The 13883-nt window shown below is 58.7% G+C and carries 13 protein-coding genes and 1 pseudogene; 5 read left to right on the plus strand and 9 right to left on the minus strand.

The features are described 5' to 3' along the window. Positions 1 to 4 precede the first annotated feature (4 nt). Positions 5 to 484, plus strand: a pseudogene (locus ACYVIS_RS01055) (methylated-DNA--[protein]-cysteine S-methyltransferase); the annotation flags it as partial. Positions 485 to 553: 69 nt separating this feature from the next. On the opposite strand, the gene ACYVIS_RS01060 reads toward ACYVIS_RS01055, so the two are convergent. After that, on the minus strand, positions 554 to 1492 hold the full coding sequence (locus ACYVIS_RS01060) for a GlxA family transcriptional regulator (RefSeq protein WP_460873027.1): 939 nt from the start codon (positions 1490 to 1492) through the stop codon (positions 554 to 556). Positions 1493 to 1633: 141 nt separating this feature from the next. On the opposite strand from ACYVIS_RS01060, the gene ACYVIS_RS01065 reads away from it, so the two are divergent. From ACYVIS_RS01065 to ACYVIS_RS01075, 3 genes are all read left to right on the plus strand, one after another. Beyond that, positions 1634 to 2434 carry an SDR family NAD(P)-dependent oxidoreductase gene (locus tag ACYVIS_RS01065; RefSeq protein WP_460873028.1) on the plus strand — a complete coding sequence of 267 codons (801 nt, stop codon included), beginning with the start codon at positions 1634 to 1636 and terminating at the stop codon, positions 2432 to 2434. Between the two features lie 140 nt (positions 2435 to 2574). Then, a complete protein-coding gene (locus tag ACYVIS_RS01070; RefSeq protein WP_460873029.1) occupies positions 2575 to 3339 on the plus strand; it encodes a GntR family transcriptional regulator in 765 nt (254 codons plus the stop codon). Positions 3340 to 3425: 86 nt separating this feature from the next. Continuing rightward, entirely contained in the window at positions 3426 to 4592 is a 1167-nt protein-coding gene (locus ACYVIS_RS01075) for a mandelate racemase/muconate lactonizing enzyme family protein (protein WP_460873030.1), read from the plus strand. Positions 4593 to 4675: 83 nt separating this feature from the next. Here the strand turns inward: ACYVIS_RS01075 and ACYVIS_RS01080 are convergent, their stop codons facing one another. From ACYVIS_RS01080 to ACYVIS_RS01090, 3 genes are all read right to left on the minus strand, one after another. Further along, complete coding sequence (locus ACYVIS_RS01080) at positions 4676 to 6124, minus strand: MATE family efflux transporter (RefSeq protein ID WP_460873031.1); 1449 nt, start codon at positions 6122 to 6124, stop codon at positions 4676 to 4678. Positions 6125 to 6586: 462 nt separating this feature from the next. Then, complete coding sequence (locus ACYVIS_RS01085) at positions 6587 to 8107, minus strand: DHA2 family efflux MFS transporter permease subunit (RefSeq protein WP_460873183.1); 1521 nt, start codon at positions 8105 to 8107, stop codon at positions 6587 to 6589. Between the two features lie 98 nt (positions 8108 to 8205). After that, a complete protein-coding gene (locus ACYVIS_RS01090; protein ID WP_232742380.1) occupies positions 8206 to 8706 on the minus strand; it encodes a MarR family transcriptional regulator in 501 nt (166 codons plus the stop codon). A 162-nt stretch (positions 8707 to 8868) separates the two neighbouring features. On the opposite strand from ACYVIS_RS01090, the gene ACYVIS_RS01095 reads away from it, so the two are divergent. Next, on the plus strand, positions 8869 to 9141 hold the full coding sequence (locus tag ACYVIS_RS01095; protein ID WP_232742379.1) for a hypothetical protein: 273 nt from the start codon (positions 8869 to 8871) through the stop codon (positions 9139 to 9141). A gap of 53 nt (positions 9142 to 9194) precedes the next feature. Here the strand turns inward: ACYVIS_RS01095 and ACYVIS_RS01100 are convergent, their stop codons facing one another. The 5 genes from ACYVIS_RS01100 to ACYVIS_RS01120 are packed head-to-tail and all read right to left on the minus strand — an operon-like array spanning position 9195 to position 13836. Then, entirely contained in the window at positions 9195 to 9920 is a 726-nt protein-coding gene (locus tag ACYVIS_RS01100; protein WP_232742378.1) for an amino acid ABC transporter ATP-binding protein, read from the minus strand. A gap of 21 nt (positions 9921 to 9941) precedes the next feature. Continuing rightward, a complete protein-coding gene (locus ACYVIS_RS01105; RefSeq protein WP_232742377.1) occupies positions 9942 to 10634 on the minus strand; it encodes an amino acid ABC transporter permease in 693 nt (230 codons plus the stop codon). Positions 10635 to 10636: 2 nt separating this feature from the next. Then, positions 10637 to 11332, minus strand: a complete 696-nt coding sequence (locus tag ACYVIS_RS01110; protein ID WP_232742376.1) for an amino acid ABC transporter permease — start codon at positions 11330 to 11332, stop codon at positions 10637 to 10639. 40 nt (positions 11333 to 11372) lie between these two features. Then, a complete protein-coding gene (locus ACYVIS_RS01115; RefSeq protein WP_232742375.1) occupies positions 11373 to 12212 on the minus strand; it encodes a transporter substrate-binding domain-containing protein in 840 nt (279 codons plus the stop codon). A 22-nt stretch (positions 12213 to 12234) separates the two neighbouring features. Beyond that, a complete protein-coding gene (locus tag ACYVIS_RS01120; RefSeq protein WP_232742374.1) occupies positions 12235 to 13836 on the minus strand; it encodes a rhodanese-like domain-containing protein in 1602 nt (533 codons plus the stop codon). Positions 13837 to 13883: the final 47 nt, after the last annotated feature.

Below are 13883 nucleotides of genomic sequence, written 5' to 3' on the forward strand. Positions count from 1 at the left end.
GAAAATGGCATACGCATATAAAACGATGGATTCGCCCGTCGGGCAATTGAAGCTGGTAGCCAATGACGCAAAGCTCTGCGCCATTTTGTGGGAGCACGATAAGCCGAACCGGGTACGGCTGGGCCCAATGACCGAAGAGGTGAATAATCCGGTCCTGCTCGATACCGAACGGCAATTGAATGAGTATTTCGCCGGGAAACGAAACCGTTTCGAGCTTGAGCTGGAGTTTGCCGGAACCGAGTTTCAAAAGAAAGTCTGGGCGGCGCTGCTGACTATTCCATTTGGAGAAACGCGCAGCTACAGCGAAATCGCGGCGCAGATCGGCCACGCGAGCGCGGTGCGGGCGGTTGGCGCGGCCAACGGCAGAAATCCGATTTCGATTATCGCGCCGTGCCATCGGGTTATCGGCGCCTCGGGCGACCTGACCGGGTTTGCCGGCGGCCTCATGACCAAAAAACGGCTGCTGGCGCTGGAAAGCGATCAGGCCCCGCAAACCGCGGCCTGACTCCTGGCTGAGGAGCCGCGCGTCAACGCATAGGCGGTGTTTGACCGCTCACGCCCCTATCCTGGCATTGCGGCGCACCGTCTGGGGCGGCTGGCCAAAGGCCCGCAAAAAGGCGCGGCGCATGCGCTCGCGATCGACGAAGCCGGTTTCATCGGCGATCACGTCCATCGAAAGACGGCCCTGCTCCATCAGCAGTCGCGCAGTTTCCACACGCAGGTTCTCGACCGCCTTGGCGGGCGACTGGCCCGTTTCCGCCCGGAAGGCGCGGCTGAACTGGCGCGGGCTCAGGTTTGCGGCATCGGCCAGATCGTCCACCGACAGCGTGCTTCGCAGATTCTGTTTGGCGAAATCCAGCGCCTTCTGGATGCGGTCCGATTTGGGTTCCAGTTCCAGCAGCGCCGAGAACTGCGACTGGCCGCCCGCGCGGCGATGATACACAACCAATTTGCGAGCCACCGAACGGGCGACTTCCGGCCCGAGATCCTTCTCGACCATGGCCAGGGCCAGGTCGATGCCGGCAGTCATTCCGGCCGATGTCCAGACAGGACCGTCGATGATGAAGATGCGATCCTCCTCCACCTTCAGGCGGGGGAAACGCTTCTGGAGCTGGCGCGCGAAAAACCAGTGCGTGGTGGCCCGGCGGCCGTCCAGGACACCGGCTTCGGCCAGGACAAATGCCCCGGTGCAGGGCGCCGCAACGCGCCTGGAAGTTTGCATGGAACGGCGCACGAAATCCAGCAATGCCGGTGCCGAGGGTTCGATCTGTGCGCCGGCTCCGATGATGACGGTGTCAAAGACTTTTCCGTCGAAGGCTTCGGTTTCGACGGAAAAACCCGCCGAGGAGCGAACCAGCCCGCCCTGCTCGGACAGCAGGCTCATTCTGTAGACGGTCTCTGCGGCGACGAAGTTGGCGACCTCGAAAACGGTGATGGCGGCAAAACCCATCACCTGGAAATTCGGGAAAACAACAAAACCTATGCTTTGCATGATGGCTCCTGGGAACGTCACAATAATAGCAGCGTCCTAAAACGTTGTATATATGACATTTGAGACAATCGCCACGCCGCATATTCTCTCTATTTAGAGACGCCGCTTCCGGCGTCGACTCAACCAGGCAAAGGAAAAAACATGGCCACTCATCCTCAACGCGGCACAGCCCTGATAACAGGAGCGTCTTCCGGCATCGGTGCGATTTACGCCGATCGGCTGGCGCGCCGCGGCTACAACCTCATTCTTGTGGCACGCAATCGCGAACGCCTCGACGAGCTGGCGCGGCGCCTTGCCGATGAAACCGGGCAAACGATCGAAATCATCGCCGCGGACCTCGGCAACAAGTCCGATCTGGCCCGCGTCGAAAGCGTGCTGCGGACCGATTCCAGCATCACCCTGCTGATCAACAACGCGGGCCTCGGGGCCACAGCCCCGCTTCTTGCCTCCGATGTCGACAAAATGACCGCCATGATCGATCTGAACGTGACGGCGCTGACGCGGCTGACCTACGCCGCGGTTCCCGGATTCGTCGCCCGCGAAGGCGGCTCGATCATCAATATCGCTTCGATCGTCGGCATCGCGCCCGAAATCCTGAACGGCGTCTACGGCGCCACCAAGGCATTCGTTCTGGCATTCAGCCGTTCGCTGAACCATGAACTGGCAGACAAGAAAATCCGCGTCCAGGCGGTCGCGCCCGGCGCAACCGCCACCGATTTCTGGGAAATTGCCGGCATGCCGATCGAGCACGTGCCGAGCGAAATGGTCATGCGGGCGGAAGACATGGTGGATGCGGCGCTGGCCGGCCTCGACCAGGGCGAACAGGTCACCATCCCTTCGCTGCCGGACCTGGCCGACTGGGAGGCATACGAAACAGCCCGCCAGACGCTTATGCCCAACCTGTCCAGGCAAGTGCCGGCCACGCGCTACCGCGCAGCCTGACCCGACAGCAGGGGCGAGGGAAGAAACACCAGCGCCGCCCATCGCCTCCTGCACGCCACGTCCCTCTCCAAACGCAAACCAACTGGCGCTATTGGCGCGTGCTTGTTCTTTCAGTCTTAAAAACCTATTATTAGGTCATTATGACTATTCGCCTTTCCGACCTGGCCCAGCGCTCCCATCTGCCTTTGTACGACCAGGTGGCAACTTTGATGCGCACACGCATCGAGCATCAGGAATGGTCCGTGGGCGCACAGATCCCCACTATCGACAATCTGGCCAGCGAATACGGCGTCGCGCGAATTACCATACGCCAGGCGCTGGACGACCTGGCCGGCCAGGGTTTGATTTCGCGCGGACGCGGGCGCGGCACGTTCGTGGCCAAAAACCTGGGTGACGAGCGCTGGTTCCGGCTGGCGACAAGCTGGAAAGACCTGCTGATCACCAGCGAAGGCCTGGCTCGCAAACTGCTCGAGTCCGAGCCCGTTGCCGGCATCGACCTGGTCGAGCCCAACGAAGGGCTGGCGGCCGACACCTACCAACGCATACGACGGGTGCATTCCCGTGAAAAAGTACCGTATTGCCTCATCGATATCTACGTTGCGATGGACGTGTTCGAACAGGCACCGCATGAATTCGAAAACCAATTGGTATTGCCTTTGCTTGTCGAGCGAATGAACGAAGACCTGGCCGCGGCGTCCCAATCGCTGGTCATCGCCTCGGCCGATATGCACGTGGCCCTGCATCTGGATATCCCCGTGGGCAGCCCCATCGCACGCGTGCGGCGTATCGTGCTCGATCGCCACGGCCGGGTCATCCACCTGGCCCACATCGCCTATCCCTCGCGCTTTGTACGACTGCAAATGGACCTTGACATCAACAACGCTGCGCTGCCGTGCGCATCCTGAAATCAGCCGGATTTTCCAAAGTAATTCGCAACGCGGACATCAAGCCCAACTGAAGCCCGCGCACCCAAAAGAGAACCCCGACAGACATGCACGAAAACCCATTCACCGATCTGCCCAGCCTGGCTGGCATAGAGATGGATCTGGTCCTCGCAAAGGTCGAGGCCTTTGCCTACCGCTGTGCAACGGACCGCCCCATACGCTCTTCGTTCGGCACGAAGCAGCATCGGCAAACGGTCATCGTCCGGGTCGAAGATCATTCGGGCCACGAAGGCTGGGGCGAGGTATGGTGCAATTTCCCCCCTCATGGTGCGGAACATCGCGCCAACCTTATCGGAGCGGTCTTGCAGCCCTTGCTGATCGACCAGCCTTTTTCACATCCGTTCAAAGTATTTGAAACACTCGACGCCAAAACACACAAGCTGGCGCTCCAATGCGGCGAAAGCGGGCCGTTTGCCCAGATCGTGGCCGCGGTCGATACCGCCTGCTGGGATCTCGTAGCTCGGCGCGCAGGCCGGCCGCTATGGCGCCTTCTCAATGGCGCCCCCACCGTGCCGGTTTATGCCAGCGGGCTCGAACTGCCCGACCTGCTCGAGGTCGCTTTACAGAAGTGGGAGGAAAGCTACCGGGCGTTCAAGCTCAAGATCGGCTTCGATGTACAGAGTGACCTGGCGAATCTGCGGACCCTGCGCGAATCGCTCCCACCCGAAGCACGGCTGATGGTCGATGCCAATCAGGCATGGACTATGGACGAAGCGATGAAACGAGTGCGCGAACTGGCGCCTTATCATCTGGAATGGCTGGAAGAACCTCTGGCTTGCGACCGTCCCAACCGGGAATGGCAGGCCTTGGCGGAACACTCCAAAATACCGCTGGCGGCCGGAGAGAATCTTCGCGGCCGCGCGAACTTCAATATGGCTCTGCAGGCCGGCTATCTGGACGTATTCCAGCCCGACATCGGCAAATGGGGAGGCGTAAGCGGCTGCTACGCTGTGGGAAAAATGGCTGTGGAAGCCGGCCGGAAATATTGCCCTCATTGGCTGGGCGGAGGCATAGGGCAGATGGCTTCAATGCACGTGCTGTCCGCCGTCGGCGCACCGGGGCTGCTGGAGATCGACTCCAAACCCAACCCCTTCCGCGAAGAGCTGGGCCTGGAATTCAAGGTTGAAGACGGAGCGGTGAGCCTGCCCGAGGCGCCGGGCATCTGCGGCGAAATCGACCTGACACGCATCGAACGCTTTCGCATACGGCCGTAGGATACCGTCCCGGAAATCTTAAGGCCCGGGCAACGGCGGATCTGTTTGCCTGAATTCAAGCTGCGCGGGCCGCCTCGCTCACCCTACAAACCTTCCAGCCTGCGGACCAGGCTGGAAGTACTGCGCGGCCAGCCTACCGGACCGAACCATGCGCCGCCGGCGATTGCGGTCGCATTGATGAACCCATAAACAACCAAAGCGAGGGCCTGCGCCAGGAAAACACCGCCCAAGCCCGTGCCCCAGCGTATGGCCAGCCACCCCCCAAGAGCCGCCAATGCAAGCCGCGTAGTGCTGCCTATGACCGGCCACAGCAACCGCCCCGCGCCCTGCGAGGCAAAGTACACGCTCAAGCCCAATCCGAAAAACCCATAAACCGGCCCGACGGTCCGCAAATAATGCGCACCCGATGCCAGCATCGTCGGATCGTGGCTATATAAAGACAGCCAGACATTCGGAAACGCGGCGGCGCACAGGCCTATGGTTTCAGTCATGGCAAACGCAAGCGCCGCGCCTATCCAGGTAATGCGCAGAGCCCGCTCCGTACGCCCCGCTCCCATGCATGTGCCTACCATCGCAACCATGGGCCCGCCCAGGCCGAAAACGAGCGGAACCAGCAAGTATTCCAGGCGGGCACCCGTGCCGTACCCCGCAATAGCGGCTGGGCCGAACTCGCCCACCAGCGCCGTTGCAATACTTATCGCCAGATTAATGGCAATCGTCGAAATCGCCGCCACGAGGCCCACGCGCAAAATATCGCGAAAAAATTCACCGCGGAACTCCATATTTTTCAAAGACGGCCGCAACAGGCTTTTGCCGGAACACAAATAGGCGGTCAGGGCGATGCAGCCGAAAAGGTAATACAGCAGAAGCGCAATAGCACCCCCGGCTATGCCCAAGGCAGGGATAGGGCCCAGGCCGAAGATCAGGGTGGGCGACATGGGCACCAGCATAACGGTGCCGACGCAGGTTACCGTGGCGGGCAAAGCCATGTTTCCGGTGCCTCGTATGACGGAAGCCAGGGAATTGAACAGCCAAATCAGGGCGGCTCCGGCAAACACCCAATTGGAATACTTCATTGCCGCGTCCAGCGACGCTCCGACGCCACCCATCGCGGCATACAGATAGTGCCCGCCGATCAAGCCCGTGACAGTAAAAAACAAACTGAACAACACGCCGATGGCCACGGCGTGCAGCACCAGCGAATTCGCATCGCCCCGCCGCCCCGCTCCCAAGGCACGGGCGATCGCCGACGAGATACCTCCCCCCATGGCCCCGCCCGACAGCATCTGCATCAGCATCACAACGGGAAATACCAGCGCTACTCCAGCCAGGGCATTCGTACCCAAACGGCCGATAAAATAGGTTTCGATCAATCCCGCCGAAGCCTGTGCGGCCAGGACAAGAATATTGGGCACCGCAAGCCGCAGCAGCGTCGACGCGATGGGCGCTTCCAGGAGCAAACGCGTCCGGCGATCGGCCGATAGTACAGAACTCTCGCGCCCCTCGACGGGGGGTGGGGGTACAGCAGGCATGGATCGCTCTCAGTTTGTCCGGTGGCCATTGCGGCACGCATGCCCACCTGTTCATGATGAATGGATCGTGAGTATAATAAATTACAATCATCATTTATTCAATCGACACAGCGTAAATTTATAGACATGGCCTGCAATCGCCCAAAAACCCTCAACGCAAGCGGGGGTGGCGGCCCAGGCAGGGTGAGCGAGCTTGAGTCCGCCGCGGCCCACGCCTGGATCGGGAATAAAGGGAGCGGCTGTCTGAGCGGGACGTTTGCGAACAGCCGGGGGCTGTTCGCTCCCGCGAGTTCCGCGACCGCCCGATCCAGGCGTGGGCCGCGGGCAGTCCTGGCAACGCCAGGACCGGACGATGCGAGCACCACCCTGCCTGGGCCGCCACCCCCGCGCCTTAAGAACGAGAACAACGGACAGCCTATTGATTCCAAGATGGTACCTACGAAACCAGTGCGAACCCGTGGCCTATTCCGCCCCCACAGCCACAGTCTCAGCCGCCTGCTCCACGGAGTCCTCGCTGACTGCCTTTTTCGTACGCATCAACAGCAAAAAGGGTATCGACGCCAGCGTCACCCAGAACATCAGCCGGAAATCATCCAGATAGGCAATGAACGACGCCTGGTTCTGCAGCACCGCATCGAGCCCCGCCCGACCAACCGACGTGCTCATGTCGAAGAGCCCCGACAAAGGATCCGGACGGGACATCAACGTACCGGCCGTCACATACGCCGCCAGGGAACTATGCATAATGACCGTATTGCGGACCAGCATGGTCTGCATCACCGAAATCCCAATGCTGCTGCCTATATTGCGCGACAAGCTATAGATCGCCGTACCCTCCGGGCGCAAACGCTTGTCCAACGTAGAAAAAGTCATGGTCGTAAGCGGCACCGACGTAAACCCTATGCCCATCCCCTGGATGAACCCCGGCCAGGCCACATCCCATTCGGTGATCTGCGGCGTATACCCCGCCATCTGCCACAGCGACAGCGCCGTCAGGCCAAAACCCAGCGCAACAATCAGCCGGCTATCCATGCGCCCCACCAGACGCCCCGCACACATCATCGCCAGCATCGTCCCCAGGCCGCTGGGCGCGGTGACCAGCCCCGTGGTCATTACCGGGTAGCCCAGCAAAGTCTGCAGCAAAGGCGGCAACAGCGCACGCGTAGCGTAGAGCAGCAGCCCCAGCAGGAAATAGAACGCCAGCCCGGTCACGAAATTTTGGTCCTTCAACAGCTTCACATTGAAAAAGGAATCGCTGCCATCCGTGGCCGTATGCAGCACAAAGAAGGTGAATGCAATAAAAGCGCACACCGCCTCAACGCGAATTTCTATGGAACCGAACCAATCGGCCTGCTCGCCGCGGTCCAGCAGCAACTGCAGCATGCCAATGGCAATCGCCAGCAGGGAAAAGCCGAACCAGTCGAAGCGCTTCGAGATCTTCGGCCCGGTTTCATGAATGTAGTAATACACCCCCGCAAAAGACAAAATGCCCACGGGCAAATTGATCAGGAAGACCCAGCGCCAAGTCATGTTATCTGTCAGCCAGCCCCCCAGAGTCGGCCCCAGGACGGGCCCGAGCATAACACCCATGCCCCATACCGCCATGGCTCGGGCATGGCGCTCGGGCGGATTTATGTCCAGCATCACGGCCTGCGACAAGGGCACCAGCGCCGCGCCGAACACACCTTGCAGCAGGCGGGCGCCCACTATCTCCAGCAGGTTTCCCGACATGCCGCACAGCAAGGAGCTCGCCGTGAAGCCGGCGATGGAAATCAGGAAGATCGTCTTGCGTCCGTAACGGCCGGACAGCCAGCCCGTGACAGGAGTGGCGATCGCCGCCGCCACAATATAGGAAGTCAGCACCCAGGTGATCTGATCCTGCGACGCGGACAGTCCGCCCGCCATATGAGGCAGCGCCACATTGGCAATAGTGCTGTCCAGCGTCTGCATGATTGTGGCAAGCATGATGGACAAGGTGATCATGAACCGTTTCGGTTCGAGGGAAGGCTCGCGGGTGTCGATCACAATGTTGCCGGCATGATAAGAGGTAATAACGTCCGTTACTATTCAGGCAAAAAAAACTAATCCAGCTTATGCAGCAGCTTGCGCAGCAGGCGTTCCAGTTCGTCTACCTCGTCCGCACTGAAGCCTTCCAGCGCCTGCTTGACATAGGCGCGACGCGGCGGCAGGAAGTCTTCCACGAAAGCAAGGCCTTTTTTGGTCAGTTGCAGGAACAGCTGGCGCCGGTCGGTCTCATCGTCCACGCGGTCGACAAAACCACGCCCCGCCAGCTCGCGGGCGACGCGGGTGCTGTTGGTGCGCGAAGAGTTCATGAAAACGCTTAATTCCGATGGCTTGAGGCGATGGTCGGGGCTGGCATAAATCACCACCAGTGAGGTCCACAAAGTGGTGTTCAAGCCATGCGACTTGAACGGTTCGTCCATATAGTCGTTCAGCCGCAAGGCCACATGCTGGAACAAGCGCAAAATCACCGATTCACGCATTGCGCCGCGCGCAGAAAGACGCCGCGACAGGCCCTGCATGGCCTGCTCGAAAGACTGAAAAGAAGATATCTTGTCCATATAGTAACGTACGTTACTACATATTCAGTGGAAAAATCCAGTTCAGCAGCAATCCCGGCCCTATCCGCAGGGACGAGACCGCTACAATGAGGCAATAGATACCGTATTGCGCCGCAATGCAGAAACATCCGGCCGGCTCAAAGTCGACCCAACGAGAATTTCATGAAAAAAACCGATCTGGAAAAAAACAAGGCACTCAAGCTTGTTGGAAAAATGAAGCAAAGCGCGACCCCTGGCCGCTTTGCCACCGACTCCGGCGCAGCGCTGGTCGATCGCCGCGAACAGCGCAAACTCGATCAGGCGCAGGGCCTGATTTCGTTTCCCGTGAAGATCAAGCAAGACATGGCCGAGAAAATCCGGGCGCTCGCCAAGGAGCAAGGGCTCAGCACCAATGAAATAGTGGATGGCCTGCTGGAGAAAGCCCTGAAGGCCTGATCGCACCGGAACCTCCCGGGGCTGGCGCCGGCCCCGCGCGCCAGCCTGGCGCCCTAGTGAATGATATCCGACAGGAACCTCTTTGCCCGCTCGTGCCGGGGTGCGGTGAAAAACTCCGCAGGCGTGGAGTCTTCGAGAATTTCGCCCTGGTCCATGAACCAGACGCGGTCGGCCACATCCTTGGCAAAATTCATTTCATGCGTCACGCACACCATCGTCATGCCGTCGGCAGCCAGTGCCTTCATGACGCTCAGCACCTCGCCGACCATCTCCGGATCCAGAGCACTGGTCGGCTCGTCGAACAATATGACCGGCGGCTTTTGCGCCAGGGCCCGGGCAATGGCGACCCGCTGCTGCTGGCCGCCCGACAAATTGGCCGGCATTTCATTGATTTTTGCGCTCAGGCCAACCTTGGCCAGCAACTCTTCAGCCAGCTCATAGGCCTCGGCCCTGGAATAGCCGCCGACCTTGATGGGCGACAAGGCAATGTTCTCTTTCACCGACAAATGGGGAAATAGATTGAACTGCTGGAACACAAAGCCGATTTTTGCGCGTAACTGATTGATGTTCAACTTCGCATCGGTAATATCCACCCCTTCCACCCGGATGACGCCGCTTTGAATTTCCTCGAGCTTGTTGATGGTGCGGATCATGGTGGATTTTCCGGAGCCCGACGGCCCGCAAACGACCAGCACTTCACCGGCCTTCACTTCACCGCATACATTAGTGAGCGCCTGGTATTTTTTATACCATTTGTTGACGTTTTCGAATTTGATCAATCGAGTCTCCCGAATCGGAAATCAGGCCAGGCCTATCCGTTTGTTGTCCAGGTGCGTTTCCAGCACTTTGGCGAGCTTTGAAAGCAGCGCGCACAGGAAGAAATAAAACAGCGCCAGGATCATATAGGTGCGCAAGGTGCCGGTCAGTTCGATGCTGTTGATCTGCTGCGCCGAAAACGAGGCTTCCTGTACACCGATGATGTAGGCAATCGATGTGGCCTTGATGGTCGATACGAACTGGTTCAGCAAGGATGGAATCATATTGCTCAAGGCTTGCGGCAACTGGATGGACAACAAGGTCTTGAAATACCCCAGCCCAAGCGCCCGCGACGCTTCCACCTGCCCAGCCGGCAAAGCCTCGAGGCCGGCGCGGATGATTTCAGCCAAAAACGCGGATTCATAAATGATGATGGCGCACAGCGCGGTCGAGAAGGCGGGCACCTCGGTGCCGATCAGCGTCGGCAGCAGGAAGTAGGCCCAGAAGATGATCATGATCAGGGGAATCGACCGGAACGTATACACCCACACGGTCGCGCCGATTTTCAAGGCCCTGATGGAACTTGTGCGCGCAACGCCTATCAGCAATGCGATCGGAAATGCGCCCATCAGGCCCAGGCCGGCCAGCAGCAGTGTTCCGGCGAAGCCGCCCAGCGGGCCGTGGGGCCAGGACCCCACCAGAAACATCAAGCCATACGTGCTCAGGAAATCAATCATGTCTAGCTCTTGAAGTTAGCCGGGAATTTCCTGGACACCTGGGCGCCCAGCGTGGCTATCAGCAACGATATGACCAGATAGATCAGCGTGGAAATCATGAAAATCTGAAAGGTCTGGAACGTGGTGTTCTCGATCTTCTTGACCTGGTAGGTCAGTTCGGTGACGCCAATGACCATGGCCAGGCTGGTGTCCTTGAAGACAATCAGCGAGCGATTGATAATGGGAGGAATGCTGATGCGCATGGCCTGCGGCAGAATCACGTAGCGCAGCGACTGCATCGCGCCCAGCCCTATGGATCGCGCCGCTTCGATTTGGGTCGCGGCAATGGCCTTGATGCCCGAACGAATATCTTCGTAGTAATAAGCGCTGACATTCAGCGACAAGGCAATCAGGGCAAACGAAAACTCGGTATTGCCCTGGTTTATCCATAGCCGGATCGCCTTGGGCAGCACTTCCGGCATGCCGAAGTACCAGACCATGATCTGCACCACAGTGGGCACATTCCGATGGTATTCGACATACAGGGCGATAATCCAGCGCAACAGCTTCGACGGAACCAGGTACAGGCCCGACAACAGCAGGGCAATCGTCAGCCCGCACACCAGCGCTCCGGCAAACAGCCGCAACGTTACCGACACCCCCCACATCAGCATGTGCAGGGTGTCGGGATTGGTCAGCAGGGAAAAAGAAAAATCCATAGATCAGCAGGGTTGCGCCGCAACCCTAATCCTCGAAGACTTAATTCGCTCTATCGACCGGCTGCACCTTGAAAGTACGGTTCAGCTTGTAGATGGAATCCTTGCCCATCCATTTATCATAGATTTGGCTCAGTTCACCCGACTTGTCGATTTTCTCGATCGCAACATTGATGGCATTTTTCAGATCGGTTTCGCCCTTGTTCACCACAACCCCTATGTGCTCGGTATAGGTCGGCTCGGACAGCAGTTCGGTAGGGGTGGAGGTTTTTTCCGAATCGTTCTTGAAACGCAGCAGAACGAGATCTCCGGCAGTCATGGCGGCGACCTTATCGTTTTGCAAACCCAGGTAGCACTGCGAAATGGTCTGGAAGGTAAGCACATCGGATTTTGTCAGCACCTTGGATGCAATGGCCGCCGAACTGGAACCCGACGAGGCGCACACTTTTTTTCCAGCCAGGTCGGCCAGGGTTTTGATGCCGGAATCCTTCTTGACCAACACCCCGATATTGCCTTGCAAATATTGAAGGCTGAAATCAACCTCTTTCGCACGGGTGGGCAAATAGGCCATGGAGCCCGCCACCATATCCACACGCCCCATTTTCACCTCCGGAATGCGCGCTTCGGTCGACAAGGGTTTATGGACGAGCTTCAAGCCCATTTCTTTTGCGATGGCCTTGCACATATCGACATCGTAGCCCACATATTCGCGTGTTTTCGGATCCTGGAACCCATAAGGCGAGCTGGCATTTTGCGTGCCGCACACAATGCTGCCCTTGGCCTTGACATCGTCGAGCCGATTGGCCTGTGCCGCGCCCGAAGCAAAAACGGCGGCTGTCGCCAAACCGGCCAAGATGGTACTTTTGATTATTGGATGATGCATGTTTGTCTCCCGTATAGACTAATTAATGATGCGCTTGAATCAAAAACGTATTTCTTTCCTGCTCATCGATTTGAGAAACCAGGTTGGTCTCCCACTGCAGATACTGCCGGGCGGCGGCCTTGTTGCCGTCATGCCGATCGTGCACAAAAAACAGGTAATCGATGCAGTCCTTGTCGCGCGGCATATCTTCGGTCTGCTCCAGCGGCAAGCCCGCCTGGCGTAGAACCTGGTCCGAGACCACGCAAAGATAGACATGCCGGTATTCGTGCGACTCGAGATCCTGGGCCAGCACTTGCAGGCTTTCAAGAGAGGACCCCAGCAGCAGTACCGGCGTAGCCACGCGCCCTTCAGTTCGCGACAATAGGCTGGGCCGAATTGCCCAGACCGAGCCTTCCAAATGATTCTTGCGGTACGCGACACTCTGGCGTGTATCGACGACCAGGACATCCCTGGTTCCGCGAATAAAACCGGCCAGTTCCGACGGATTCAGCACCGCCGTATTTTTCAATACGGGCGTAAACCGCTGCGGCTTGGGCAAGCCTGAAAGCGTCTCTGGATTGGGCCATAAATAGACGTCCCAGCCCAGTTGCTTCAACCAGCTTGCCACCACCGGAGCGCGGATTCCGTCGAAATCGCAAATCACCACTCTCGATTTGCGCACGCCTATGTACTGATCCGTGGCCTGTATCAACTGGCCTCCCGGCGTGTGCTGGACCAGCGCATCGGGCACATACTCCGACTCGGTGCGCACATCGCATAGAAAGGTGTTGCGGCCGTCATCGGCCACCCAGGCTTGCACTGTGGCGGTCGTAACGCCTGGCAGGTCGAATTTTTCTATCAGCCCCCCGGCCCGCTCCCGCAGGGCCGGCTTGGTGTCTTCCGGTATGGCTTCGGGATAGAGCCGATTGGACTGATGTTCGAGCGGCAGGTCGGCCAAAAACCATCCCTGGGTACCGTTTTCCAGCGCATAGACTTTGTTGGGCACATTCAGATTGATCAGTGTCTGAGCGCCGATAATGCTGCGGGTGCGGCCGGCGCAATTGACGACTATCGTGGTTTCGGCGCTGGGCACCAGGGCGCCGACACGCAAGGCCAATTCACCATTGGGGCAGCAAATCGCACCCGGGATGCTCATTTTCCGGTATTCCTCGATGGGCCGTCCGTCCAGCACGATCACATCCGTCTGGTCATCCTGAAGCATGTCATACAGCGCCGCGGCGGACACGCTTGGCGTGCCATAGGCGTGTTCGGCTATTTCCCCAAAAGTCTTGCTGGGCAGATTGACTCCGGCAAAGGTCTCGTAGCCGCTGCGCTTCCAGCTCGATATGCCGCCTTCCAGCACGTACACCTGGGTATAGCCAAGGCGAAACAGGACGCTCGCGGCAGCGGGCACGACGGCCTGGCTGCGCTCATCGGCATACACGACGATCCGGGTCGATTTGCTGGGCACCAGCCGGAAGATATTGAGTTCCAGCGTGCTGTAAGGCAGAGGCACGGCGAAGAACAGATGATCCTCGCCATATTGACCGTGCTCGCGAATATCGAGCAAGGCAAGTTCGGATGCGTCATGCACCCAGCTTTTTAATTGATGGGCGTCGACGAATTGCAAAGTGGGTTGAATCATGTAGTGGCGTAAAGAATCTGAGTGGGTGAATTATTGAACCGAGACCA

The organism is Paralcaligenes ginsengisoli (genome assembly GCF_054781135.1).

Bases quoted from the DNA above. Each gene is read 5' to 3' on its own strand.
- ACYVIS_RS01060 (WP_460873027.1), bottom strand. From the start codon at position 1,492: ATGCAAAGCATAGGTTTTGTTGTTTTCCCGAATTTCCAGGTGATGGGT.
- ACYVIS_RS01065 (WP_460873028.1), top strand. From the start codon at position 1,634: ATGGCCACTCATCCTCAACGCGGCACAGCCCTGATAACAGGAGCGTCT.
- ACYVIS_RS01070 (WP_460873029.1), top strand. From the start codon at position 2,575: ATGACTATTCGCCTTTCCGACCTGGCCCAGCGCTCCCATCTGCCTTTG.
- ACYVIS_RS01075 (WP_460873030.1), top strand. From the start codon at position 3,426: ATGCACGAAAACCCATTCACCGATCTGCCCAGCCTGGCTGGCATAGAG.
- ACYVIS_RS01080 (WP_460873031.1), bottom strand. From the start codon at position 6,124: ATGCCTGCTGTACCCCCACCCCCCGTCGAGGGGCGCGAGAGTTCTGTA.
- ACYVIS_RS01085 (WP_460873183.1), bottom strand. From the start codon at position 8,107: ATGATCACCTTGTCCATCATGCTTGCCACAATCATGCAGACGCTGGAC.
- ACYVIS_RS01090 (WP_232742380.1), bottom strand. From the start codon at position 8,706: ATGGACAAGATATCTTCTTTTCAGTCTTTCGAGCAGGCCATGCAGGGC.
- ACYVIS_RS01095 (WP_232742379.1), top strand. From the start codon at position 8,869: ATGAAAAAAACCGATCTGGAAAAAAACAAGGCACTCAAGCTTGTTGGA.
- ACYVIS_RS01105 (WP_232742377.1), bottom strand. From the start codon at position 10,634: ATGATTGATTTCCTGAGCACGTATGGCTTGATGTTTCTGGTGGGGTCC.
- ACYVIS_RS01110 (WP_232742376.1), bottom strand. From the start codon at position 11,332: ATGGATTTTTCTTTTTCCCTGCTGACCAATCCCGACACCCTGCACATG.
- ACYVIS_RS01115 (WP_232742375.1), bottom strand. From the start codon at position 12,212: ATGCATCATCCAATAATCAAAAGTACCATCTTGGCCGGTTTGGCGACA.
- ACYVIS_RS01120 (WP_232742374.1), bottom strand. From the start codon at position 13,836: ATGATTCAACCCACTTTGCAATTCGTCGACGCCCATCAATTAAAAAGC.